We start from the raw sequence: 23,807 nt of genomic DNA on the forward strand, positions 1-23,807 counted from the left end.
TGATTTGTTGTTGTTTCGCTGTATTTCAATGTGTACTTGCACGCGCCCATCGCTCTGTACCCTGGTACCTCCTCTTAAACAGAGCTGCGAGCTAAATAACAAACTGGTAACGTTGATGAGCAGGTGAAAACAAATCCGGTGCCGAAGTAGTCTTAAGCAATAAGGCGCTAAGGAGACCGTAAATGGCTGATAAAAAAGCAAACATCACCTATAATGGTGACGCTGCTATTGAACTGGATGTGCTAAAAGGCACACTCGGTCAGGATGTTATTGATATCCGTAGTCTCGGCTCAAAAGGTGTATTCACCTTTGATCCAGGTTTTACCTCTACCGCATCATGCGAATCGAAAATCACCTTTATCGACGGTGATGAAGGCATCCTGCTGCACCGTGGTTTCCCCATTGATCAACTGGCTACCGAATCCAACTACCTGGAAGTCAGCTACATCCTGTTGTACGGTGAAAAACCGACGCAATCGCAGTTCGACGAATTCAAACTGACCGTAACCCGCCACACCATGATTCATGAGCAGATCACCCGTCTGTTCCACGGTTTCCGCCGCGACTCGCATCCTATGGCGGTACTGTGCGGGGTAACCGGCGCGCTGGCGGCGTTTTATCATGATTCGCTGGACGTGAATAACCCACGCCACCGCGAAATTGCTGCCTTCCGTCTGCTGTCCAAAATGCCGACAGTCGCCGCGATGTGTTACAAATATTCTATCGGTCAGCCTTTTATCTACCCGCGCAATGACCTTTCCTACGCCGGTAACTTCCTGCATATGATGTTTGCCACCCCGTGCGAACCGTATGAAGTAAACCCGGTGCTGGAACGCGCTATGGATCGCATTCTGATCCTGCATGCGGATCACGAGCAAAACGCTTCGACCTCCACCGTCCGTACTGCGGGCTCCTCCGGCGCGAATCCGTTTGCCTGTATCGCTGCTGGTATCGCCTCCCTGTGGGGACCGGCACACGGCGGCGCCAACGAAGCAGCCCTGCGTATGCTGGAAGAGATCAGTTCCGTTAAACACATTCCGGAATTCCTGCGTCGTGCGAAAGATAAGAACGACTCGTTCCGTCTGATGGGCTTCGGTCATCGCGTTTATAAAAACTATGACCCGCGCGCTACCGTAATGCGTGAAACCTGCCACGAAGTGCTGCGCGAACTGGGCACCAAAGATGATCTGCTGGAAGTGGCGATGGAGCTTGAGCACATTGCGCTCAACGACCCGTACTTTATCGAACGTAAACTCTACCCGAACGTCGATTTCTACTCCGGTATTATCCTGAAAGCGATGGGCATTCCGGCGTCTATGTTTACCGTTATCTTCGCGATGGCGCGTACCGTAGGCTGGATTGCACACTGGAATGAGATGCACGACGATGGCATTAAAATTGCCCGTCCACGTCAGCTCTACACCGGTTACGAAAAACGCGAATTCAGTTCCGATCTTAAAAAAGATTGAGACCGAAAACCGTATAAAAAAACGCGCCGCCCGGCGCGTTTTTTATTACCGTTAACGCTGACACCCCGGGCACCAGTAAAACGGGCGTGAAGAGAGCGTGGTTTTTTCAATGATCCCACCACAGCGCTCACAGGGTTCCCCAGCCCGATGAAAGACCTTAAAGCGAAATAGCGCCCCGTGGTGGCGATTTTCATCGGCGGTGCCGCGCGTCTGGTACGACAGGCGCGGGATATCCAGCAGCGCATGCGACAGCGCCTCAACCTGTGTATCGTTCAGTTGCGCGGCATTATGCTGCGGTGCCAGCGCGGTGTGCCAGAGGATCTCAACACGCAGATAATTTCCCAACCCGGCAAGAAAAGCCTGATCCAGCAGTAAGCCTGAAAACTGACGACGACGAAAACGCGCCGACAAAAGGCGCGCCTTTACTTGCTCTGCAGTCAGCGTCATGTCGAGCACGTCTGGCCCAACGCGTTGTAAAAAAGGATGCTGCGCTAGTTGCTCCGCCGTTAGCAGAGCAATGTCGGAGGCGCTATAAAGCAGGATCGCTTTATCGGCAGTTTGTAACCTCACGCGCAACACGCGTTTCGTTTCTGGCGTCTCACCGGCAGCGACAACTCGCCAGACGCCATAAAGTTGATTGTGGCTGTAGAGCGTCAACCCGCCAGAAAAATGGGTCAGGAGCGCTTTGCCACGCGTTTCGATAGCCACAACATGCTGGCCGACGAGATCAGCGGCATAAGGCTGTAACGGTGGGAGCGCAAACCAGACATCGGTCAGCGGTTTTCCCTGAATAGCGGTCACAAGACGATCGGCCGCTCTGCGGATCTCCGGTCCTTCTGGCATAACAACTCCTTTGATTAGCGGGCGGAAACGGTCACGCCGTGGCGGGCAAACGCCGCATGTAATCGACGGGCGAACAGCAAAGCCTGTTCCCCGTCACCATGCAGGCAAACGGTCTGCACCTGCACAGGGGCATATTCGCCGCTGACGCTTTGTACCCGCCCTTCCAGCACCATAGACAACGTTTGCGCCAGTGCGGCGTTATCATCCTCAATGAGCGCGCCAGCCTCGCTGCGGGGAACCAGACGACCGTCGCGGCGGTAACCACGATCGGCAAACACTTCCTGGCGCGTGCTCAGGCCGTAGCGTTCACCCGCGCGGATAAGCTCACTGCCCGCCAGCCCCACCAGCACCAGCGCCGGGTCAAACGCATGTACCGCACGGGCAATGGCATCGGCCAGAGCGGCATCGTCCGCCGCCTGGTTATAGAGCATGCCGTGAGGTTTCACATGGCCTAACTGGCCGCCTTCGGCACGCACGATCGCCGCCAGAGCGCCAATTTGGTAAAGGGTGTGCGCATAAACAACATCCGGGGGTAACTGCATGGCCGTGCGGCCAAAATTTTCACGATCCGGGAAGGACGGATGTGCGCCAACCGCCACCCCATTGCGTAACGCCTCGCGCACGCAGGTCTGCATGGTTTGCGCATCGCCCGCATGAAACCCGCAAGCGATATTGGCAGAGGAGACCAGCTGTAAAAGCGCGGCATCATTGCCGCAGCCTTCGCCCAGATCGGCGTTAAGATCAATCTTCATCGCGCAGCCGCCATGCCAGTTGTTCGAGGTATTGATGTTGCTCGCGTCGCGCCGCCAGCGCCTCTTCCAGCGAGCACTGCACAAAATGCACCGACTGGCCGGGGGAGATTTGCGCCAGGTGATACATATCCGCGTCGATAACACAGGCAATGCGCGGATAACCGCCGGTGGTTTGCGCATCATTCATTAGCACAATGGGCTGACCATTCGCCGGCACCTGCACAACGCCCGGCAGCAAACCATGCGATACCAGATCACGCGCGGTTGTACGCACCAGCGACTGCCCCTGCAGACGGTAACCCATCCGGTTACTTTGTGGGCTTAACTGCCACGGCAGCCGCCAGAATGCCTCTTGCGAGGCTTTCTCGAACTCCTGGTATTCCGGTCCTGGCAGCGCGCGAATACGGTTCCCCCACAGCAGTTGTTTCACTCCGCGCGAGTCATGAAAACGGTGCGCGTCACCGCCGATGGGCAGCGTGTCGCCATCGCGCAATAAACGCCCATCCAGCCCACCGATCGCCGTTTTTAAATCCGTACTGCGCGAGCCCATTACTTCCGGGACAGCAAAGCCCCCTGCGACCGCAAGGTAACTGCGCACGCCATGCTGTGGACGTTTCAGCACCAGTCGTTGCCCACGTTTGACCGGGTAGCGCCAGCCGGTCCACACCGCTTTGCCGTCGAGTTTCGCTTCGCAGCCTGCCCCCGTGAGCGCAAACCCGCTGTCGCGCTGAAATTCGACCTCGCACTGCCCAAACGTGATCTCCAGTGCGGCGGCGTCCGGGGCATTACCCACCAGTGCATTGGCTATCTTTAAGGCCGGCTCATCCAGCGCACCGCAGTAGCTCACGCCAGACTGACGAAAACCCGTGCGGCGGCCTCCCTGTAAGGTGGTATACATTCCGGCGCGGATAATTTTTAACATACCCCCTCCTTGCGCGGAATAAACCGCAGCCGATCGCCGGGACGCAGAAGCACAGGCTCTTTCCTTTGCGGGTTAAACAGCGTGATGTCCGTATGACCAATCAGGTTCCAGCCGCCGGGCGTTTCCAGCGGATAGATGCCGGTTTGCGAGCCGCCAATGGCCACCGACCCGGCGGGAACCCGCACACGCGGCTCAGCACGACGCGGCGTTGCCAGCGCCTCCGGCATCCCACCGAGATACGGAAACCCCGGCTGAAAACCTAAAAACCACACCACATACTCGATAGAGGCATGTAGCCCGACCACCTGCTGTTGTGTCATTCCACTGTGCTCTGCCACCACGCTGAGATCTGGCCCTGCCTGGCCGCCGTACAGTACCGGGATCTCTATCAACCGCGACTCCGGCTCCAGCGCATCGCTCTCTTCCCACCAGCGTTGCAGCCGTTCAAGCGCATCCAGCGCAAGCCGTTCTGGTTCACGCAGCACTACGGTGATGTTATTCATCCCCGGAATGGCTTCTACCACTTCAGGAACCCCGGCCAGACGCTGCGTCAGCCGCCAGATACGCTTTTGCGTCTCCAGCGTCACGGGTGGCTCCAGCTCCAGCACGACTGCCGTTTCACCCAACAAATAACACCGTGCTCGCTGCACTTGCCCTCTCCTTACGCCGGGTTAGGAATATCGATAAACGTCACGTCCAGATCGCTGTTTTCTGTTAACCAGTTGCTCAGGGCGCGAATACCGCCGCGCTCCGTGGCGTGGTGGCCCGCAGAGTAGAAGTGCAGCCCTTGTTCGCGCGCGGAATGAATGGTCTGTTCAGACACTTCGCCAGTAATGAACGCATCTACACCAAAGCTGGCGGCCTTATCAATAAAGCTCTGCCCCCCGCCGGTACACCACGCAACGCGAGTGATTTTCTCTGGCCCGGTATCGCCACACCACAGCGGTTTACGCCCAAGACGCGCCTCGATCCACGACGCCAGTTCCAGCCCCGGTACCGGCATCGACAGTTCCCCCCAGGGCAGCAGCGATTCGATCTCGCCCATCACCGTAATGCCTAGCAGCTCCGCCAGTTGGACGTTATTGCCCAGTTCGGGGTGGGCATCCAGCGGCAAGTGCCAGCCATAGAGGTTGATGTCGTTCGCCAACAGGGTTTTCAGGCGGTTGCGTTTCATACCGCGAATGATCGGCGATTCGTTTTTCCAGAAATAGCCGTGGTGGACAATCACGGCATCCGCCTGCTGACGCACCGCTTCATCAAGTAGCGCCTGGCTGGCAGTCACGCCAGTGATAATTTTTTGGACGTTCTCCCGCCCCTCAACCTGTAACCCGTTTGGGCCATAGTCGCTGAAAGCCGCACTGTTCAGTTTTTCGTTAATCAGTTTTTCCAGTTCGGTATTGTTCATCAGTGATCCTTACGCTTTACGGGCGGATTCATAAGCCGCCAAGGTGGCGGTTCGCGCCTGTTTATGGTCGACAATCGGACGGGGATAATCCAGGCTACGGCCATGCTTATCGGCCCAGGCCCAAGGCTGGTGCAGCGCTTTTGCCGGTACCAAAGCCAGCTCCGGTAGCCAGCGGCGGATAAACGCGCCGTCGGCATCAAAACGCTCGCCCTGCGTCGTCGGGTTAAAAATACGAAAATAGGGTGCAGCATCGGTGCCCGTTGAGGCAGCCCACTGCCAGCCGCCGTTATTTGCCGCCAGATCGCCATCAATCAACTGTGAAATAAAATAACGCTCTCCGCAGCGCCAGTCGATAAGTAAGTCCTTGACCAGGAAACTGGCGGTAATCATGCGTAATCGATTATGCATCCAACCCGTGGCATTCAGTTGGCGCATGGCCGCATCCACAATCGGGTAGCCCGTTTTACCGTCCTGCCAGGCTTGGAGTTGTTCCGGTCGATCCTGCCACTGCACTTTCTCTGTCCAGCGGATAAAGGGGCGATGCTTGCAGAGCGCCGGATGATACGTCATCAAGTGGCGGTAAAATTCACGCCAAATTAACTCATTAAGCCAGACAGCACCGCTCCCACCTTCCAGCGCCTGCGGCTGTTCAGCCAGCAGACGGTGCAGGCACTGACGCGGTGACAGAGCGCCGATCGCCAGGCAGGCGGATAAACGGCTGGTCCCTTCTATGGCCGGGAAATCGCGCTGTTGCTCATACGCACCTGCTTGTTGCTGGCAAAAATGGCGCAACCGGGCAAGGGCGCTTTTTTCATCCGCAGGAAACAGGGTCTCATCAAATGCCTGCTGTGGATAATTAAGTGTTATCGCGTCGATCTGTATTGCTTCCCCTTCACGCGGGCGCGGCGCAGCGACACATTCCGGAAGATCCTCTTTCAGACGTCGCAAGAAGGCATTCTTAAACGGGGTAAAGACTTTGTACATTTCGTGATTGCCGGTCACCACACTCCCCGGCGGCAGCATTACGCTATCGTCAAATCCCTGGCAGGCGACCTCCGGCAGCGCTTTTTCAACGGCCGCATCACGCTGGCGTTCGTTGAACTCATACTGATAATTGTAAAACAGATGGCTCACCTTCTCGCTGTCGCAGACCTCCGCAACCGCCTGCACGCTGGCAGCAAAATCTGCGACTTCCCGGTAAATAAGGGGAATGCCCTTTTCCGCTAGCGCCTGTTGCAGCGCATTGAGGTGTGCATTGATGTAAGCGGCCTGACGCGGCGCCATATCATGCTGGCGCCACTGTGCTGGGGTAGCAATAAAGAGCGCTTTTACAGGGGCTTGAGGATCACGGCAGGCTGCCGCAAGCGCAAGATTATCGTGCACGCGCAAATCCGCGCGAAACCAGACCAGATGGGTGGTCATAATGCTCCTGGAGTCCGTTATGTCAGCGCAATGCCCTGACCTGAGCAACATCGCGTTGCCCGGCCGAAGACGCGTCGGGAAATAATGTTGCCATATTGTGTTTAAGTCGTAACAGCGACGCAAGCCACGATTGCGGTCGTGAAGCACCCGTTAGTGTAGCCAAAGAGCACAGGTAAAAAAAAACCACCGCAGTGCGGTGGTCGTATCGGTTTGCTGTGTGTAGCCGATAGTTTAATAAAAATCGCAGGTCGCTTTTTCGGCCTGATCCATCCATACCGGTTTTTCGCTGGTTTTTGCCCAGACGCGATGCAGATAGCTATAAAATCGTGCGCGGTCTTTCCAGAATAGCATAACAGGCAACGCCAGCACGCCGGCTGCAATGGCGAAAGCACGACGCATCAACACAATATGTGCCGGAAATTCTTTATACATGTTCATAATCTCTCCCCTTTGTCAGGCCGGTAACATTCACCGGAAAAATATTTGCCGCCACGGAAGCCAGTTACAAAAAACCGGGGCAGCGCTGTAATCTGGTTAAAATAGTACCGCTTTGTTTGTAATTTTACTACTCATCCGACCACTATTTTTGTCATTTTTGGCGTTATTTACATTCACCCAGTAATTAAGTTACAAAACAGTTAAATTAATACTAATCATTAGTTAAATTGTGGATTCTGCCGTCTTTATACTTTTTTTACACCTGCCCCGCCGATTTTTGCGAAATCTTTGCGTCCAAAAAATTACTTTCACTGCACAACCTTAAATCACCCCGGAGGTGAATTGTGAGTGCAGGCGTCGTAATCGGCATCGTGCTGGTTTTCCTGTTATTGGGCTACCTGGTTTACGCCCTGATCAACGCGGAGGCTTTCTGATGGCAGGCCAGGCGTTTCTTCTGATTGCCAGCTTTTTGCTGGTTCTGTTTATTCTCGCGCGCCCGCTGGCATCGCTGCTGGCGAAAATGATCGCCGGGCAACCGCTGCCCGGCCCTGCCCGTTTAGAAAATATCCTCTGGCGCGGGCTGGGGATCGACACCCGTGAAATGAACTGGCGGCACTATTTGCTCGCCATTGTGTGGCTGAATATTTTCGGCCTTATCCTGCTGTTTAGCCTGCTGATGTTGCAGGGATATCTGCCGCTAAACCCGCAGAACGCCCCTGGCCTTAGCTGGCATCTGGCTCTGAACACAGCAGTCAGTTTTGTGACCAACACAAACTGGCAATCGTATGCCGGGGAAACCACTCTGAGCTACTTCAGCCAGATGGCGGGACTCACCGTGCAGAACTTCCTCTCTGCCGCGACCGGTATTGCGGTGGCGTTTGCGCTGATCCGTGCTTTTTCGCGCCGCAGCATGGATACGCTGGGCAACGCCTGGGTCGACATCACCCGCGTCACCTTGTGGGTGTTGTTGCCGCTGTCGCTCATTCTGGCGCTGTTTTTTATCCAACAGGGCACATTGCAAAACCTTGCCGCCTACCAGCCTTACACCTCGCTGGAAGGCGTACAACATCTGATGCCGATGGGCCCGGTCGCCTCGCAGGAAGCGATCAAAATACTCGGTACCAACGGCGGGGGTTTCTTTAATGCCAACTCCTCCCATCCGTTTGAAAACCCCACCGCGCTAACCAATTTTGTGCAGATGCTGGCGATCTTCGTGATCCCCGCGGCACTGTGCTTCGCCTTTGGCGATGCGGTCGGCGATCGTCGTCAGGGCCATGCACTGCTGTGGGCGATGACGCTGATATTTGTGGTGTGCGCGGCCATCGTAATGTGGGCAGAACTGCAAGGTAACCCGCACTTCCTGACGCTGGGCGGCGACAGCGCCATCAATATGGAAGGTAAAGAGAGTCGCTTTGGCATTCTGGCGAGCAGTTTGTATGCCGTGGTAACCACTGCCGCCTCCTGCGGTGCCGTCAACGCTATGCATGACTCTTTTACCGCCCTGGGCGGCATGATCCCCATGTGGCTGATGCAGATTGGCGAAGTGGTGTTTGGCGGTGTAGGCGCTGGTCTGTACGGCATGCTGCTGTTCGTATTGCTGGCGGTCTTTATCGCCGGACTGATGATCGGCCGGACGCCGGAATACCTCGGTAAAAAGATCGACGTGCGCGAGATGAAAATGACCGCGCTGGCGATCCTGGTGACCCCAGCGCTGGTGTTGTTAGGTACGGCGTTGGCCATGATGACTGACGCCGGGCGCAGCGGCATGTTCAACTCTGGCATTCACGGTTTTAGCGAAGTGCTGTACGCCGTCTCTTCTGCCGCTAATAACAACGGCAGCGCCTTTGCGGGCTTAAGCGCAAATACGCCGTTCTGGAACTGCCTGCTGGCATTTTGCATGTTTGTTGGTCGTTTCGGCGTGATCGTGCCAGTGATGGCAATTGCCGGTTCACTGGTCGCTAAGAAGATCCAGCCCGTCAGCACCGGTACACTGCCAACACACAGCGCGCTGTTCATTGGCCTGCTGATCGGCACCATTTTGCTGGTTGGCGCATTGACCTTTATTCCTGCCCTGGCCCTTGGTCCGGTGGCGGAATACCTCTTATTTTGAGACAGGCGGAGACGCGTGATATGAGTCGCAAACAACTGGCCCTGTTCGAACCGAACCTTGTTCGTCAGGCGCTGATGGATTCCGTGACCAAGTTAAGCCCGGCGGTGCAGTGGCGTAACCCGGTGATGTTTATTGTCTGGATTGGCAGCGTATTAACCACCCTGCTGGCGGTTGCCATGGCGACAGGCCACCTCGCAGGCAGCGCGTGGTTCACCGGCGCGATCAGTCTGTGGCTGTGGGTCACCGTGCTGTTCGCCAATTTCGCCGAAGCGTTGGCAGAAGGCCGGAGTAAAGCACAAGCCAATAGCCTGAAAGGTGTGAAAAAAACCGCGTTTGCCCGCAAACTGCGCGCCCCGCAACATGATGCGCAGATCGATCACATTCCGGCGGCAGATCTGCGTAAAGGCGATGTGGTACTGGTCGAAGCGGGCGATATTATCCCCTGCGATGGCGAAGTGATCGAAGGCGGCGCATCGGTGGACGAGAGCGCAATCACCGGGGAATCGGCACCGGTGATCCGCGAATCCGGCGGCGATTTTGCCTCCGTAACAGGCGGGACCCGCATCCTTTCTGACTGGCTGGTGATCCAGTGCAGCGTGAACCCCGGTGAAACCTTCCTCGATCGAATGATCGCCATGGTTGAGGGCGCGCAGCGCCGCAAAACGCCGAACGAAATCGCCCTGACAATTCTGCTGGTGGCACTGACGTTGGTGTTCCTGCTGGCTACCGCCACGTTGTGGCCATTCTCGGTATATGGCGGTATGGCGGTCAGCGTGACTGTGCTGGTTGCGCTGCTGGTATGCCTGATCCCCACGACCATTGGTGGCTTGTTGTCGGCCATTGGCGTTGCCGGCATGAGCCGTATGCTGGGGGCGAATGTCATTGCCACCAGCGGTCGCGCCGTCGAAGCTGCCGGTGACGTTGATGTGTTGCTACTGGATAAAACCGGCACCATCACCCTGGGGAACCGCCAGGCCTCCGACTTCCTTCCTGCCCACGGCGTGGATGAGAAAACCCTTGCCGACGCGGCACAGCTCTCCTCGCTGGCGGACGAGACACCGGAAGGGCGCAGCATTGTGATCCTCGCCAAACAACGCTTCAACCTGCGCGAACGGGATATGCAAAGCCTGCAGGCGACCTTTGTGCCGTTTACCGCCCAGACCCGCATGAGCGGGATTAACGTGCAGGACCGCATGATCCGTAAAGGTTCAGTGGATGCGATCCGTCGCCATGTTGAGGCCAACGGTGGTCAGTTCCCGGCGGATGTCGACGCGTTGGTTGAACGCGTCGCACGCCAGGGGGCTACACCGCTGGTCGTGGCCGAAGGGGCGAAGGTGCTCGGCGTGATCGCTCTGAAAGATATTGTTAAAGGCGGCATCAAAGAGCGTTTTGCCCAGTTGCGTAAAATGGGCATCAAAACAGTCATGATCACCGGGGATAACCGGCTCACTGCCGCGGCGATTGCCGCCGAAGCAGGCGTCGACGACTTCCTTGCCGAAGCCACACCGGAAGCCAAACTCGCGCTGATCCGCCAGTATCAGGCGGAAGGCCGATTGGTAGCGATGACTGGCGACGGCACCAACGATGCCCCGGCGCTTGCGCAGGCCGATGTCGCTGTAGCGATGAACTCCGGCACCCAGGCAGCGAAAGAGGCTGGCAACATGGTGGATCTGGACTCAAACCCCACCAAACTCATTGAAGTGGTGCATATCGGTAAGCAGATGCTGATGACGCGCGGTTCGCTGACCACCTTCAGTATCGCCAATGATGTGGCCAAGTACTTTGCCATTATTCCGGCGGCGTTTGCGGCCACCTACCCGCAACTGAATGCGCTGAATGTTATGCATCTGCACTCCCCCGCATCCGCCATTTTAAGTGCGGTGATCTTTAACGCGCTGGTGATTGTGTTTCTTATTCCGTTGGCGCTGAAAGGCGTGAGCTACAAGCCGCTGACCGCATCCGCCATGCTGCGCCGTAATTTGTGGATCTACGGGCTGGGTGGTCTGGTAGTGCCGTTTATCGGTATCAAAGCGATAGACCTGCTTCTCACGTTGTTCGGCCTGGTATAGAAGGGAAAGAAAAATGGTTTTTATACGTCCTGCATTTCTGCTGTTAATACTGTTAACCCTGATGACCGGCGGGCTGTACCCATTGGTGACGACGGTGCTTGGGCAATGGTGGTTTAACGAACAGGCGAACGGATCGCTGATCCGTGAAGGCGATACGGTGCGCGGCTCGCGGTTGTTGGGCCAGGCCTTTACCGCGCCGGGATATTTTCACGGTCGCCCTTCCGCCACGTCAGACAGCCCTTATAATCCCATGGCGTCTGGCGGCAGTAACCTGGCGGGCAGCAACCCGGAACTGGACAAAGAAGTTGCCGGGCGTATTGCACAGTTGCGCGCCGGGAACCCTCTTGCCGATGCGCATGTGCCGGTCGAGTTGATCACCGCCTCTGCCAGCGGCCTGGATGGTCAACTCTCTCCGTCCGCCGCTGCCTGGCAAATTCCTCGCGTTGCGCAGGCGCGTCATCTGCCGGAACAGACGGTGATGAAACTGGTTGCCGAACATACCACCACTCCGCTGGTGAATTTTATCGGTCAGCCGGTGGTGAATGTGGTTGAACTTAATCTTGCGCTGGATGCGCTGAAGGACAAATAAAGCATGACAGATGAGCCTTTGCGCCCCAATCCTGACCGCTTGCTGGAGCATGCCGCCTCCGCACACCGGGGCAAGCTGAAAGTCTTTTTCGGCGCCTGCGCCGGGGTAGGTAAAACGTTCGCCATGCTACAAGAGGCACAGCGGCTGCGGGGGCAAGGGCTGGACATTCTGATTGGCGTGGTGGAAACCCACGGACGAAAAGAGACCGCCGCGTTGCTGGAAGGGTTGGCGACGCAGCCCGCCAGGCGTATTCATCATCGTGGCCGTTTAATTCAGGAATTTGATCTGGACGCCGCCCTTGCGCGGCGTCCAGCGTTGATTTTGATGGATGAGCTGGCGCACAGCAATGCGCCCGGCTCGCGCCATCCTAAACGCTGGCAGGACGTTGAGGAGTTACTGGAAGCCGGTATCGACGTGTTTACTACCGTTAACGTCCAGCATCTTGAGAGCCTCAACGATGTGGTCAGTGGGGTGACCGGTATTCAGGTGCGTGAAACCGTCCCCGATCCCTTTTTCGACAGCGCCGACGAAGTGGTACTGGTGGATTTACCGCCGGACGATCTCCGCCAGCGACTGCATGAAGGCAAGGTTTATATTAGTGGCCAGGCGGAACGCGCTATCGAACATTTTTTCCGCAAAGGTAATCTGATTGCGTTGCGTGAACTGGCATTGAGGCGCACCGCTGACCGGGTGGACGATCAAATGCGGGCCTGGCGCGATCGCCAGGGGGAAGAAAAAGTGTGGCACACCCGCGATGCGATCCTACTCTGTATCGGGCATGGCGCGGGTAATGAAAAATTGATCCGTACCGCAGCGCGTCTCGCCGCCAAACTCGGCAGCGTCTGGCATGCGGTCTATGTTGAAACGCCCACGTTGCATAAACTGCCGGAGCCGCAGCGGCGGGCTATCCTCAGCGCGCTGCATCTGGCACAGGAACTGGGAGCAGAAACCGCAACCCTTTCCGACCCGGCGCAAGAGAAAGCAATTTTGCGCTATGCGCGTGAGCACAATCTCGGCAAGATTGTGATCGGTCGTCGGAATAAACGCCCGTGGTGGCACCGGGAGTCGTTTGCCGACAGGCTGGCGCGCCATGCACCGGATCTCGACCTGGTTATCATAGCCCTTGAAGATGCCCCCCTCGCCCTGCCCGCCCGCGCGGGCGACGCCCGGCCTTTTATTGAACGCTGGGGCGTGCAACTTAAAGGCTGCGCGGTTGCGCTGGCGCTTTGCGCGGCCATCACTTTAATTGCCATGCAATGGTTGACGGCATTCGACGCCGCCAACCTGGTGATGATTTACCTGCTCGGCGTGGTGCTGGTGGCGCTATTCTTTGGCCGCTGGCCATCGGCTTTTGCCACGGTCATTAACGTAGTCAGTTTTGACCTGTTTTTTATTGCACCGCGCGGCACGCTGGCCGTTTCTGACGTTCAATACCTGCTGACTTTTGGCGTGATGCTGACGGTCGGGCTGGTGATCGGCAATCTCACCGCCGGGGTGCGCTATCAGGCGCGGGTCGCGCGTTACCGCGAGCAGCGTACCCGCCATTTGTATGAGATGTCGAAAGCGCTGGCTGCCGGGCGTAGTAATCAGGACATCGCCACCACCTGCGAAACCTTTATTCACTCCACGTTTAATGCCCGCAGCAAACTGCTGCTGCCGGATGCTGGCGGGCGGCTCAGTGCGTTAACGCAGGCGCAGGGCATGACGCCGTGGGATGACGCCATCGCCCGCTGGAGTTTTGATAAAGGGCTACCGGCGGGCGCAGGCACCGATACGCTACCCGGAGTGCCTTATCAAATTCTGCCGCTGAAAAGCGACCAGAAAACCCATGGTCTGCTGATTGTCGAACCGGCGAATTTACGCCAACTGATGATCCCGGAACAACAACGCCTGCTGGAGACCTTTACCTTGCTGGCCGCCAGTGCGCTGGAACGCCAGGCGCTGGCCACCAGTGAAGAACAGGCGCGCCTTGCCAGCGAACGGGAAAGCATTCGCAACTCCTTGCTGGCTGCGCTCTCTCACGATTTGCGCACGCCGTTGACGGTTCTGTTTGGCCAGGCTGAAATCCTTACGCTGGATCTGGCCAGCGAAGGCTCGAAACATGCGCCGCAAGCCAATGAGATCCGCCAGCATGTGCTGAACACCACGCGGCTGGTCAATAATCTGCTGGATATGGCGCGTATTCAGTCCGGTGGTTTTAACTTGCGCAAAGAGTGGCTGACGCTGGAAGAGGTCGTCGGCAGCGCGCTGAAAACGCTTGAGCCTGGGCTGGGCGGCCGACATATCGCCCTTTCCCTACCCGATCCGTTAATGCTGGTGCACGTTGATGGCCCATTGTTCGAGCGGGTATTGATTAACCTGCTGGAAAATGCGGTGAAATATGCCGGATGGCGGGCGGATATTGGCGTGAATGCTTCCCGTAGCGCCGACCAACTGACGCTGGAGGTGTGGGACAACGGGCCGGGGATCCCGCCGGGCCAGGAACAGGCGATTTTCGACAAATTCGCCCGCGGCAGCAAAGAGTCGGCGATTCCCGGCGTTGGACTTGGACTGGCTATTTGCCAGGCTATTGTGGATGTTCATGGCGGCACCATTAGCGCCCACAACCGCCCGCAAGGGGGTGCTCTGTTCTGTGTTACACTGCCGCTGGAAACGCCGCCCCAACTGGATGAATTATCCGAGGATCTGTGATTAACGTTCTGATTGTCGAAGATGAACAAGCCATCCGCCGTTTTCTGCGTACCGCGCTGGAGGCCGAAGGCCTGCGCGTGCATGAAGCAGAAACGCTGCAACGTGGGTTAATTGAGGCCGCTACGCGAAAGCCCGATCTGGTTATTCTTGATTTGGGTCTGCCGGATGGGGATGGGATCGATTTTATTCGCGATTTGCGCCAGTGGAGCCAGATGCCGGTCATTGTCCTGTCTGCGCGTACCGAAGAGCACGATAAAATTGCCGCGCTGGATGCCGGTGCCGATGATTACCTTAGCAAGCCGTTCGGCATTGGCGAATTGCAGGCGCGTCTGCGCGTCGCGTTGCGTCGCCACGCCGCCAGCAGCCCGGATGAACCGGTGATCGTCTTTTCCGATATCCGTGTCGATCTCGCCAGCCGCCGCATCCAGCGAGGTGAAGAGGAGATCCACCTTACGCCCATTGAGTTTCGTTTGTTGGCGGTCCTGTTAAATAACCACGGTAAAGTGCTGACGCAGCGGCAACTGCTTAGCCAGGTCTGGGGCCCGAATGCGGTGGAGCACAGTCACTATTTGCGTATCTATATGGGTCATTTACGGCAAAAGCTGGAAGTCGACCCTGCCCGCCCCCGCCATTTACTTACCGAAACAGGTATCGGCTACCGGTTTATGCTGTAAGGGCGTATCCTGCTGATTTTTGGGAGGAGAGGATGAGCGCCTGGTTAATCTATGCCCTGCTGTCGGCGGTTACTGCCGCGCTGGTCGCCATTTTTGGCAAAATCGGTTTGCAACATCTTGACGCCAATACGGCCACGGCTATTCGTGCGGTGGTGATGGCGCTGTTTCTGGTGGGTGTGGTAGTGGTTCAGGGGAAATGGTCGCTGGTCGCCACCGTGCTGGCGGATAAAAAAGCGCTGCTGTTTGTGGTGCTGAGTGGCGTGGCGGGTGCACTGTCCTGGCTGTTCTATTTTATGGCCATCAAAAGCGGCAATGTGTCGCGCGTGGCACCGATCGATAAATTAAGCGTGGTGTTTGCGGTGATTCTGGCAGTGGTGCTGTTTGGCGAGAAAGTATCGCTGGTTGCCGCGGCGGGTGTCGCGTTAATTACTGCCGGGGCGCTGATGGTGGCGCTGGGTTAGTTAAACCGCGCAATGCAATGTTAAAAGGCTCCCGCAGGAGCCTTTTATGTCAAACGCTTACGCGTTTTTCAGCACTTCGCTGACAATCTCTACCGCTTCTTTCTCAATCTGCTTACGGTGTTCAGCACCCAGGAAGCTTTCACAGTAGATTTTATAGGCGTCTTCAGTGCCCGACGGACGTGCAGCAAACCAGCCATTGTCGGTCATCACTTTCAGTCCACCAATCGACGCGCCGTTGCCTGGGGCAGCGGTCAGACGTGCAGTGATCGGATCGCCTGCCAGCGTGCTGGCGCTGACCATTTCTGGTGACAGTTTAGACAGCGCGGCTTTCTGTGCAGAAGTGGCGCTGGCGCCCAGACGGTTGTAACTTGGCGCACCAAAACGTGCGGCCAGTTCATCGTAATGCTGCTGCGGGTTTTTCCCGGTGACGGCGGTGATTTCCGCAGCCAGCAGGCACATGATGATGCCGTCTTTATCGGTCGACCAGGGGGTGCCGTCAAAACGCAGGAACGAGGCCCCTGCGCTCTCTTCGCCGCCGAAACCAAAGCTGCCGTCAAACAGGCCATCCACGAACCATTTGAAGCCAACCGGCACTTCCACCAGCTTACGGCCGAGGTCATTCACCACACGATCAATCATGGCCGAGGAAACCAGCGTTTTACCCACCGCGACGTCTTTGCCCCACTGCGGGCGATGCTGGAACAGGTAGTTGATTGCCACTGCCAGGTAGTGGTTAGGATTCATCAGGCCCGCCGGGGTAACGATGCCATGACGGTCATAATCCGGATCGTTGGCAAACGCCAGGTCGAACTTATCGCGTAGCGCCAGCAACCCAGCCATTGCAGACTCAGAGGAGCAATCCATACGGATCACACCGTCTTTGTCCAGGTGCATAAAACGGAATGTCTGATCAACCTGGTCGTTTACCAGGGTCAGATCCAGCTTGTAATGCTCTGCAATGCGTTTCCAGTACTCAATACCGGAACCACCGAGCGGATCGACGCCGAGTTTCAGACCGGCTTTCTGGATAGCGGCCATATCGACGATATCTGCCAGCCCTTCGATAAACGGCTGCACCAGATCTTTTTCGGTCACATGACCAGACACCAGCGCGGCATCCAGTGAAATGCGTTTGACGCCTTTCAAACCATCAGCCAGCAAGGCATTGGCACGATCTTCCACCACTTTGGTGACATTGGTATCAGCCGGACCGCCATTTGGCGGGTTGTATTTGATGCCACCATCTTCCGGCGGGTTGTGGGACGGGGTAATGACAATGCCGTCCGCCTGCGCGCCGCCGTTTTTGTTATGTACCAGGATAGCATTGGAAATGGCAGGCGTCGGGGTAAAGCCGTTGTTTTCCTGCACCACAACATCTACACCGTTGGCTGTCAGCACTTCGAGCACGGAGATAAAAGCCGGTTCAGACAGTGCGTGAGTATCTTTACCCACATAGCACGGCCCGGTAATGCCATTTTTCGCGCGCTCTTCAGCAATCGCCTGCGCGATGGCCAGAATATGCGGTTCGTTAAAGCTGTGGCGACCTGCGCTGCCACGGTGACCGGACGTGCCGAATTTCACCGCATGTTCTGAATTACCAATTTCAGGTTTCAGCACATAGTACTGCGCCGTAAGTTGAGCGACGTTAATCAAATCGCCCTGTTGTGCAGGTTGCCCCGCGCGTGGGTGGTTAGCCATTGCCTGGTCCTTTCAATGCAAGGATTAAATTGTGCCGCAAACTTTCTCAATCAATTCCGCCGGGAATTGCATTGACTGCATGATATGTTCGATCATGCTGCATTTACGGCCCGTATTGGTGTTGGTTATGACCCAATAAGGGGTGTTCGGCACCTGTTTCGGCTTGGTCTGGTTGCCGCTCTGAAGCAAAGTCTGCTCATTCGCAGCAAAGTATACGCGGGTGCGCCCATGCAGAGACTCGGTGGATTCCGTAAACCCCTTGTCATCCAGTAAGTAGAGTGTAGACAGCACCAGCAGGAAACGATTCACCGCCTTTTTCTGTTCGGCGTACTCATCAGACAGCAGCAGCTCACGCACGGCGCGGACTTTATCTTTGGCGGTGTTTGCCGGTTTAACCCCTTCAACGGTACTGACCGTACGCGTCTCTTTTACCGGCGCAGGCTGTAACTGCGATGGGGAGTGGGCAACGGCGGAAAATTTCAACATGCGCCGTAAAATGTCGGATGCACTCTCACCAATATGCTTTGTGTGGCTGGCAATATACGTGTAGAGCTCATCATCAACTTCGATCGTTTTCATCTTAATCCAGTGCGATATCTAATCTGAATACAAGTGTTGGGATTATAAAGTGAAATCTCAACAGCGGATAGCGTCAAACCAGGGTAGCGGCAAAACTCAGACGATTTCTGAACCTTGCAGCAGGGCGGCAGAATGTTCAACATAATAACCTAACCCGCTTGAGTGAAAAAAAGAACTTTGCCATGAAATTGAATACACGCGCGCTAACTGCACAACATCCGCACAACAATTCTCCTGTTGTCCTTGTTCATGGTCTGTTTGGCAGCCAGGATAACCTTGGCATACTCGCCCGAGACCTGGTTCAGGACCATGACGTATTGCAGGTGGATATGCGCAACCACGGCCTTTCTCCCCGCTCAGACGAGATGAACTACCCGGCGATGGCGCAGGATCTGCGAGATACGCTCGACGCTCATCAGATCGAGAAAGCCACTTTCATTGGTCACTCTATGGGCGGCAAAGCGGTAATGGCACTCACCGCGCTGGCGCCAGAACGCATCGACCAGTTGGTGGCAATTGATATTGCGCCCGTTAATTATAACGTACGCCGTCATGATGAGATTTTTGCCGCCATTAATGCCGTTAGCGAGGCGCACATCACCACACGCCAGCAAGCCACAGCGATAATGCGTGAAGTCATTAACGAAGAAGGTGTGATTCAGTTTCTGCTGAAATCCTTTGCCGACGGGGAGTGGCGCTTCAATGTACCGGTACTGTGGGATCAATATTCGCAGATTGTCGGTTGGGAAAACGTCCCGGCGTGGGAGAAACCCGCGCTGTTTGTCCGCGGCGGCAACTCACCTTATGTGACCGAAGCATACCGCGAGGCGCTGCTGGCGCAATTCCCACAGGCGCGGGCGCATGTTATTGCAGGCGCGGGCCACTGGGTGCATGCAGAGAAACCCGATGCGGTTATGCGCGCAATCCGTCGTTATCTCGCTGAAAAGGCAAACTGATTAAAAAGGCGGCGACCGGTCGTTTGAACGCGCCCGGTCGTTGGCGTGCCCGTTGTGCTGATGTATGATGGCGCGCTATTCAGCCCGGGCTACGACCCGATTGCTTGTATTTCCCGTAGTATGCTTAAACCATGGCTAAAGAACAAACGGACCGTACGACCCTAGATCTGTTCGCGAATGAGCGTCGCCCGGGACGACCGAAGACTAACCCGCTCGCGCGTGATGAACAGTTGCGCATCAATAAACGCAATCAGCTAAAACGCGATAAAGTTCGCGGGCTTAAACGCGTCGAATTGAAACTGAACGTTGAGGCGGTAGACGCCCTCAATGAGCTAGCGGATGCCCGTAATATGAGCCGCAGCGAGCTTATCGAAGAGATGCTGCTTACGCAGCTGCAGGCCTTGCGCAAATAACGAATCCTCCGAATCATCACCTTTATTCATACTTTCATGTGGCATACAGTGCAGTCCGTGGCGATAGCAGTTTCCGCGCACTTCCCTGTTCTGCTATGATTGCCCTTATCTGTGGGCTAAACGCCACCACCATACTCATTAAGTTTCAAGAGGTTATTTTACTCATGGCAATTACAGGCATTTTCTTCGGCAGCGACACTGGCAACACTGAAAATATCGCCAAAATGATTCAGAAACAGCTTGGTAAAGACGTTGCTGATGTTCATGACATTGCCAAGAGCAGCAAAGAAGATCTCGAAGGCTATGACATTCTGCTGCTTGGCATTCCGACCTGGTACTATGGTGAAGCGCAATGCGACTGGGATGATTTCTTCCCGACGCTGGAAGAAGTGGATTTCAACGGCAAGTTAGTCGCCCTGTTCGGTTGCGGCGACCAGGAAGATTATGCCGAATATTTCTGCGATGCGCTGGGCACCATTCGCGACATTATCGAGCCACGCGGCGCAACTATCGTCGGTCACTGGCCAACGGCGGGTTACCATTTCGAAGCCTCTAAAGGCCTGGTGGATGACGATCACTTCGTCGGGCTGGCAATTGATGAAGACAGGCAGCCAGAGCTGACCGCAGAGCGTGTCGAAAAATGGGTAAAACAAGTTTCTGAAGAGCTGCACCTGGACGACATCATCAACGCCTGATGATAATGGTGCAACCTGTAGGTTGCACCGTATTAATAGGTAAAAGCGATGGAAATAATTGCTACAAATTTTTAACTTTTTCCTTCATCGCTGTACAATAAGCCCTGCTAAAGTGGCCTCGCCGCAAGGAGTTTGTTGGCGAGACCACGTTTTAAAAGCTTACTTTACTTGAGGGCTTGCAGTTTTCATTTAGGCATGGCAGTTCTATAATGAGACGCATTATCCCAGGTGCATTCCTATAACTTCCGCTAAGGAAGTGAATCGTATAGCAACAGGACAGATTCCGCATGACTGACAACAATACCGCATTAAAGAAGGCCGGCCTGAAAGTCACGCTTCCTCGGTTAAAAATCCTGGAAGTGCTTCAGGAACCGGATAACCATCATGTCAGTGCGGAAGATTTATACAAACGACTGATCGACATGGGCGAAGAGATCGGCCTGGCCACGGTTTACCGTGTGTTAAACCAGTTCGATGACGCCGGGATTGTGACCCGTCACAATTTCGAAGGCGGTAAGTCCGTTTTTGAACTGACCCAACAGCATCACCACGATCACCTGATTTGCCTCGATTGCGGCAAAGTGATTGAATTTAGTGACGATTCCATTGAAGCGCGCCAGCGCGAAATTGCCGCCAAACACGGCATTCGTCTGACGAATCACAGTCTCTACCTTTATGGCCACTGCGCCGAAGGTGACTGCCGCGAAGATGAACACGCGCACGACGCGAAATAATCGTTCTTCTTACTCTGAGCCAACCTGACGGTTGGCTTTTTTTTGCCTGTTAAACGCCCCTGGATGACACTGCGCTTTCCCGACCGGGAAAACGAAACGTAACACGCGGCCTTCACCGGGAACCGTGTTTATGCGGGAATAAAAAAGCCCGACATGCTTTCGCTGCCGGGCCGGATAATAAGCCTCAACTAGGCTTTGATGCTATCCACGCGGCTCGTGCGCTTACCGTCCGGGCTGGTGGTACGCACGCGTATTTCCCCGCTCACCTGCGGACGTGCCTTATCGTTATAACGCAGCCACTGTTTACCCCCGTCGGTAGAGTATTCCACCACCATTCCAGGGAAACTGGTGTTGGCTTCAAGCACGCCACCTACGACGCGCGCGCCAGGTACCGGCAGGCGGTAATGCACACCCGCTTTCTCCATTTTTGCCAGTTCACGATGCCCTAACAGATTAGCAAAACGCATCCAGTCTTTATCCAGTGCTTTCACATCGACAAGGTGTGTCTCACCGCCTTTGTACTCGCGCCCTGCTTTGTAGTCCTGCTCCCATGCAGCACGGTGCCATGCGCGCTCGGCGACAGAAACCAGTCGTGGATAGATCATGTACTCCATCTGAGCGTCGGTACGTACTACCTCACTCCACAACTGCGCAGAAAGGCCATAAGCGCCTGGCCACGGCTTATCGGATTTCGCACTAAACGGATTACCATCACGATCAACAGAGGTTTCTGCGTTTTGTGGCATGTTGTCCGGCGCGAAGCTGAAGATCTTACGCTCATCACTGAAACGCGTGCCCCAGTAATAGCCACTCTCTTGCGGGTTCACTTCATACGGGAAGTCAAGATAGACGTAATCCGGGTTGGAGACGATGACACGGAAGCCCTTGTTGGCCCAGTCATTAACCGAGTCGAACCCGCCCCAGTAGAGCGTATCCCAGAAGTTAACGTTCACATGATCGGTGGCAAATGCCGACGCATTTTTGGCATCTTTCAGTCCATCCTGCCATGCCTGCATCGTGTCGATACCGCGCGCTTTTACCAGCTTGCTCACTTCAACCCCGAAGTAGCTGGAGAGATGCTCCACGTCAGCCACTTTGCCGTCTTTGATCATTACCTGGCATGCCTGCGATTTTGCCCACGGCTTATCCTGGTTGCTTTGGTCGATGATGCCTTTGCCTGCTTCGGGAGCTTTCTTGTCGGTATAACCGGTGCCAAGGTAAATATTTTTCGCTTCGTCACCCCCAAAGTGCCAGGTTTGCAGCGGCAGCCCGGCTTCTTTATGCATCTGCTGAATTTCACCCAGAACTTTATCCACAAAGTTACGCGATGAGTCGAGGCAAGGGTTCAGATAGCCAGTACGGTTGTAGAACTGCACCCCCGTGGTGTTGGAGGTGTCTGTAGGATCCAGCAGGCGGAACTGATTCGCGGCTTGCTCATTGCCCTCTTTCATCAACCGATCGTATCTCGCTTCCATGGCAATCACTGCAGCACGTGCATGCGCTGGCATGTCGATTTCCGGAATGACCTCAATCTGCCGCGCTTTGGCATACTTCAGAATGTCGATGTAATCCGCACGGGTAAAGAAACCGCTGCCGGTGTTATTGCTGTCGGGCCCGGATCCAAGCTGCGGCAACAAGCAGGATTTCTCACTCAGGTCATGGCAACGCTTACTGCCAATGTCCGTTAATTCCGGCAGGCCTGGAATTTCGATACGCCAGCCTTCGTCATCGCTGAGATGGAAATGGAATTTGTTCAGTTTGTAGGCCGACATTTGATCCAGCAGACGCAGCACGGCGTCTTTACTGTGGAAGTTACGCCCGACATCAAGGTGAATGCCGCGGTAGTCGAAGCGAGGCGCATCCTTCGCATCCAGCGTGGCCACTTTCAGTGCCCCGTCAGCCGGGATAAGCGACAACAACGATTGCAGCCCATAAAAAACCCCGGCCTGATCGTAACCGGTGATCACCGTCTCTTTTGCACCAATATGCAGTTTATACGCACCGGAAACCGCCTCATCGCCCTGGAAATCACGCGTAGCTATTTCGCTGCGCACCGGATAACTTCCCGCTTGCACGCCCAGCAACGCAAAACGACTTTTCACCGCGTCCTGCGCATCGCTGCTTAACGCAGAAAGATCCAGCTTCACGCCATTGCTCAGGTCGACATCCTGTCCGTGAATGTTTACCGCCTGCGGCGTAGGAATAATCTGGCCACGCAGGGTGTGCAAATTGAGCGTTTTCACATCACTGTTTTTTGCAAAACGCGCTTCAGCCGTCATCAGGATGTTTTTGTCATCCGCCGTGCGCTTCCACTGCTCGCCAGGCAGGGTGACGAACTGCGTCAAATCTTCGGTGTCGGTATTGGCGATCACTTTCGCCGTCGCCCCTTCGGAAGTGACATACCAACGCGGCAGTACATCGGTTATAAACAGCTGCCAGTATTCATTGATGATGGGGATCTCAACAGACTGTTTCGCCGGAAAACCACTGAATTTGTCGGTCGGCTCCAGTTTATGCAGATCGCCCATAATATGAGTGACTTTAAACTGGTCGTTCGCCACCTCAAGGATCGGGCGGATGCTGTGGAAATAAATTGCCCACGCTTTATCTGTTACCGCATCGCCATTATTGGTCAGTGTGATAACGGCTTTGTTGCACGACGCCCAGTCAGCGCCAAGCCTGGCGCAATCGACACCCTTCTGCCCGGCATGGTTATCTTTGATCGCATAATTGAGATGAAACTGGCTGATTGCATCGACAGTGCTTTGACCAGCCAGCGCCATTGGGCTGCTCAAAATGCCCAGCACTGTGCTGGCCAGCAGACTTAAACGTACAGTATTCATGACTTATTCCTTGTATTTTGCCGGGTGTGCCCCGGCAAATAACG

The 23,807-nt window shown here is 55.6% G+C and carries 22 protein-coding genes; 12 read left to right on the forward strand and 10 right to left on the reverse strand.

The window, feature by feature from the left end:
* The first annotated feature begins 182 nt into the window (after nucleotides 1–182).
* Nucleotides 183–1,469, forward strand: coding sequence for a citrate synthase (locus RTX30_RS21200; protein WP_312692556.1), 1,287 nt, complete (start codon nucleotides 183–185; stop codon nucleotides 1,467–1,469).
* 51 nt (nucleotides 1,470–1,520) lie between these two features.
* Here RTX30_RS21200 and nei read toward each other — a convergent pair whose 3' ends face one another.
* The 7 genes from nei to RTX30_RS21235 form a co-directional block, all read right to left on the reverse strand.
* Nucleotides 1,521–2,312, reverse strand: coding sequence for an endonuclease VIII (nei, locus tag RTX30_RS21205; protein ID WP_312692558.1), 792 nt, complete (start codon nucleotides 2,310–2,312; stop codon nucleotides 1,521–1,523).
* A 14-nt stretch (nucleotides 2,313–2,326) separates the two neighbouring features.
* Nucleotides 2,327–3,064, reverse strand: coding sequence for a 5-oxoprolinase subunit PxpA (gene pxpA / locus RTX30_RS21210; protein ID WP_312692561.1), 738 nt, complete (start codon nucleotides 3,062–3,064; stop codon nucleotides 2,327–2,329).
* Nucleotides 3,054–3,986 (reverse strand): 5-oxoprolinase subunit PxpC, encoded by a 933-nt coding sequence (pxpC, locus tag RTX30_RS21215; RefSeq protein WP_312692562.1) that lies wholly within the window; start codon nucleotides 3,984–3,986, stop codon nucleotides 3,054–3,056. The genes pxpA and pxpC overlap by 11 nt, the downstream gene beginning before the upstream one ends.
* A complete protein-coding gene (pxpB, locus tag RTX30_RS21220; RefSeq protein WP_312692564.1) occupies nucleotides 3,980–4,636 on the reverse strand; it encodes a 5-oxoprolinase subunit PxpB in 657 nt (218 codons plus the stop codon). The genes pxpC and pxpB overlap by 7 nt, the downstream gene beginning before the upstream one ends.
* 11 nt (nucleotides 4,637–4,647) lie before the next feature.
* The gene (locus RTX30_RS21225) at nucleotides 4,648–5,391 is read right to left on the reverse strand and encodes a type 2 GTP cyclohydrolase I (protein WP_312692566.1); all 744 of its coding nucleotides are present in this window, start codon (nucleotides 5,389–5,391) and stop codon (nucleotides 4,648–4,650) included.
* A gap of 9 nt (nucleotides 5,392–5,400) precedes the next feature.
* Nucleotides 5,401–6,813, reverse strand: a complete 1,413-nt coding sequence (gene phrB / locus RTX30_RS21230; protein ID WP_312692567.1) for a deoxyribodipyrimidine photo-lyase — start codon at nucleotides 6,811–6,813, stop codon at nucleotides 5,401–5,403.
* A gap of 231 nt (nucleotides 6,814–7,044) precedes the next feature.
* Entirely contained in the window at nucleotides 7,045–7,251 is a 207-nt protein-coding gene (locus RTX30_RS21235) for a YbfA family protein (protein ID WP_312692569.1), read from the reverse strand.
* A 344-nt stretch (nucleotides 7,252–7,595) separates the two neighbouring features.
* On the opposite strand from RTX30_RS21235, the gene kdpF reads away from it, so the two are divergent.
* From kdpF to RTX30_RS21270, 7 genes are read left to right on the forward strand one after another with little or no spacing between them, the layout of a single operon-like run.
* Nucleotides 7,596–7,685: a K(+)-transporting ATPase subunit F gene (gene kdpF, locus RTX30_RS21240; RefSeq protein ID WP_020457044.1), complete on the forward strand. Its 90-nt coding sequence runs from the start codon at nucleotides 7,596–7,598 to the stop codon at nucleotides 7,683–7,685.
* Nucleotides 7,685–9,361, forward strand: coding sequence for a potassium-transporting ATPase subunit KdpA (gene kdpA / locus RTX30_RS21245; protein WP_312692574.1), 1,677 nt, complete (start codon nucleotides 7,685–7,687; stop codon nucleotides 9,359–9,361). Before kdpF ends, kdpA begins: the two co-directional genes overlap by 1 nt.
* Before the next feature lie 20 nt (nucleotides 9,362–9,381).
* Entirely contained in the window at nucleotides 9,382–11,430 is a 2,049-nt protein-coding gene (kdpB, locus tag RTX30_RS21250) for a potassium-transporting ATPase subunit KdpB (protein WP_312692577.1), read from the forward strand.
* 13 nt (nucleotides 11,431–11,443) lie between these two features.
* The gene (kdpC, locus tag RTX30_RS21255; protein WP_312692579.1) at nucleotides 11,444–12,019 is read left to right on the forward strand and encodes a potassium-transporting ATPase subunit KdpC; all 576 of its coding nucleotides are present in this window, start codon (nucleotides 11,444–11,446) and stop codon (nucleotides 12,017–12,019) included.
* A 3-nt stretch (nucleotides 12,020–12,022) separates the two neighbouring features.
* Complete coding sequence (kdpD, locus tag RTX30_RS21260) at nucleotides 12,023–14,710, forward strand: two-component system sensor histidine kinase KdpD (RefSeq protein WP_312692582.1); 2,688 nt, start codon at nucleotides 12,023–12,025, stop codon at nucleotides 14,708–14,710.
* Nucleotides 14,707–15,384: a two-component system response regulator KdpE gene (gene kdpE, locus RTX30_RS21265; protein WP_312692584.1), complete on the forward strand. Its 678-nt coding sequence runs from the start codon at nucleotides 14,707–14,709 to the stop codon at nucleotides 15,382–15,384. The genes kdpD and kdpE overlap by 4 nt, the downstream gene beginning before the upstream one ends.
* Before the next feature lie 32 nt (nucleotides 15,385–15,416).
* A complete protein-coding gene (locus RTX30_RS21270; RefSeq protein WP_312692586.1) occupies nucleotides 15,417–15,845 on the forward strand; it encodes an EamA family transporter in 429 nt (142 codons plus the stop codon).
* A 57-nt stretch (nucleotides 15,846–15,902) separates the two neighbouring features.
* Here the strand turns inward: RTX30_RS21270 and pgm are convergent, their stop codons facing one another.
* Together pgm and seqA are read right to left on the reverse strand one after the other, a co-directional pair.
* Nucleotides 15,903–17,543 carry a phosphoglucomutase (alpha-D-glucose-1,6-bisphosphate-dependent) gene (gene pgm / locus RTX30_RS21275; protein WP_312692588.1) on the reverse strand — a complete coding sequence of 547 codons (1,641 nt, stop codon included), beginning with the start codon at nucleotides 17,541–17,543 and terminating at the stop codon, nucleotides 15,903–15,905.
* A gap of 24 nt (nucleotides 17,544–17,567) precedes the next feature.
* Nucleotides 17,568–18,122, reverse strand: a complete 555-nt coding sequence (gene seqA / locus RTX30_RS21280; protein ID WP_312692590.1) for a replication initiation negative regulator SeqA — start codon at nucleotides 18,120–18,122, stop codon at nucleotides 17,568–17,570.
* Nucleotides 18,123–18,304: 182 nt separating this feature from the next.
* Here seqA and ybfF point away from each other — a divergent pair, with 182 nt between their 5' ends.
* The 4 genes from ybfF (at nucleotide 18,305) to fur (ending at nucleotide 20,920) form a co-directional block, all read left to right on the forward strand.
* Nucleotides 18,305–19,078 (forward strand): esterase, encoded by a 774-nt coding sequence (ybfF, locus tag RTX30_RS21285; RefSeq protein WP_312692592.1) that lies wholly within the window; start codon nucleotides 18,305–18,307, stop codon nucleotides 19,076–19,078.
* Nucleotides 19,079–19,209: 131 nt separating this feature from the next.
* Nucleotides 19,210–19,491 (forward strand): LexA regulated protein, encoded by a 282-nt coding sequence (gene ybfE, locus RTX30_RS21290; protein WP_312692594.1) that lies wholly within the window; start codon nucleotides 19,210–19,212, stop codon nucleotides 19,489–19,491.
* Between the two features lie 164 nt (nucleotides 19,492–19,655).
* The gene (fldA, locus tag RTX30_RS21295) at nucleotides 19,656–20,186 is read left to right on the forward strand and encodes a flavodoxin FldA (RefSeq protein WP_312692596.1); all 531 of its coding nucleotides are present in this window, start codon (nucleotides 19,656–19,658) and stop codon (nucleotides 20,184–20,186) included.
* 287 nt (nucleotides 20,187–20,473) lie between these two features.
* Entirely contained in the window at nucleotides 20,474–20,920 is a 447-nt protein-coding gene (gene fur, locus RTX30_RS21300; RefSeq protein ID WP_007373881.1) for a ferric iron uptake transcriptional regulator, read from the forward strand.
* 188 nt (nucleotides 20,921–21,108) lie between these two features.
* Here the strand turns inward: fur and RTX30_RS21305 are convergent, their stop codons facing one another.
* Nucleotides 21,109–23,763 carry a beta-N-acetylhexosaminidase gene (locus RTX30_RS21305; RefSeq protein WP_312692600.1) on the reverse strand — a complete coding sequence of 885 codons (2,655 nt, stop codon included), beginning with the start codon at nucleotides 23,761–23,763 and terminating at the stop codon, nucleotides 21,109–21,111.
* Nucleotides 23,764–23,807: the final 44 nt, after the last annotated feature.

This window comes from Kosakonia sp., from assembly GCF_032052965.1.
Lineage (GTDB): Bacteria > Pseudomonadota > Gammaproteobacteria > Enterobacterales > Enterobacteriaceae > Kosakonia.

Excerpts from the sequence above, each read along its gene's own strand:
- fldA (WP_312692596.1), top strand. The coding sequence starts at position 19,656 with ATGGCAATTACAGGCATTTTCTTCGGCAGCGACACTGGCAACACTGAA.
- nei (WP_312692558.1), bottom strand. The coding sequence starts at position 2,312 with ATGCCAGAAGGACCGGAGATCCGCAGAGCGGCCGATCGTCTTGTGACC.
- kdpA (WP_312692574.1), top strand. The coding sequence starts at position 7,685 with ATGGCAGGCCAGGCGTTTCTTCTGATTGCCAGCTTTTTGCTGGTTCTG.
- fur (WP_007373881.1), top strand. The coding sequence starts at position 20,474 with ATGACTGACAACAATACCGCATTAAAGAAGGCCGGCCTGAAAGTCACG.
- kdpD (WP_312692582.1), top strand. The coding sequence starts at position 12,023 with ATGACAGATGAGCCTTTGCGCCCCAATCCTGACCGCTTGCTGGAGCAT.
- pxpC (WP_312692562.1), bottom strand. The coding sequence starts at position 3,986 with ATGTTAAAAATTATCCGCGCCGGAATGTATACCACCTTACAGGGAGGC.
- kdpB (WP_312692577.1), top strand. The coding sequence starts at position 9,382 with ATGAGTCGCAAACAACTGGCCCTGTTCGAACCGAACCTTGTTCGTCAG.
- pxpA (WP_312692561.1), bottom strand. The coding sequence starts at position 3,064 with ATGAAGATTGATCTTAACGCCGATCTGGGCGAAGGCTGCGGCAATGAT.
- phrB (WP_312692567.1), bottom strand. The coding sequence starts at position 6,813 with ATGACCACCCATCTGGTCTGGTTTCGCGCGGATTTGCGCGTGCACGAT.
- RTX30_RS21235 (WP_312692569.1), bottom strand. The coding sequence starts at position 7,251 with ATGAACATGTATAAAGAATTTCCGGCACATATTGTGTTGATGCGTCGT.
- ybfE (WP_312692594.1), top strand. The coding sequence starts at position 19,210 with ATGGCTAAAGAACAAACGGACCGTACGACCCTAGATCTGTTCGCGAAT.
- pgm (WP_312692588.1), bottom strand. The coding sequence starts at position 17,543 with ATGGCTAACCACCCACGCGCGGGGCAACCTGCACAACAGGGCGATTTG.
- ybfF (WP_312692592.1), top strand. The coding sequence starts at position 18,305 with ATGAAATTGAATACACGCGCGCTAACTGCACAACATCCGCACAACAAT.
- kdpC (WP_312692579.1), top strand. The coding sequence starts at position 11,444 with ATGGTTTTTATACGTCCTGCATTTCTGCTGTTAATACTGTTAACCCTG.
- RTX30_RS21225 (WP_312692566.1), bottom strand. The coding sequence starts at position 5,391 with ATGAACAATACCGAACTGGAAAAACTGATTAACGAAAAACTGAACAGT.
- RTX30_RS21305 (WP_312692600.1), bottom strand. The coding sequence starts at position 23,763 with ATGAATACTGTACGTTTAAGTCTGCTGGCCAGCACAGTGCTGGGCATT.
- RTX30_RS21200 (WP_312692556.1), top strand. The coding sequence starts at position 183 with ATGGCTGATAAAAAAGCAAACATCACCTATAATGGTGACGCTGCTATT.
- RTX30_RS21270 (WP_312692586.1), top strand. The coding sequence starts at position 15,417 with ATGAGCGCCTGGTTAATCTATGCCCTGCTGTCGGCGGTTACTGCCGCG.
- seqA (WP_312692590.1), bottom strand. The coding sequence starts at position 18,122 with ATGAAAACGATCGAAGTTGATGATGAGCTCTACACGTATATTGCCAGC.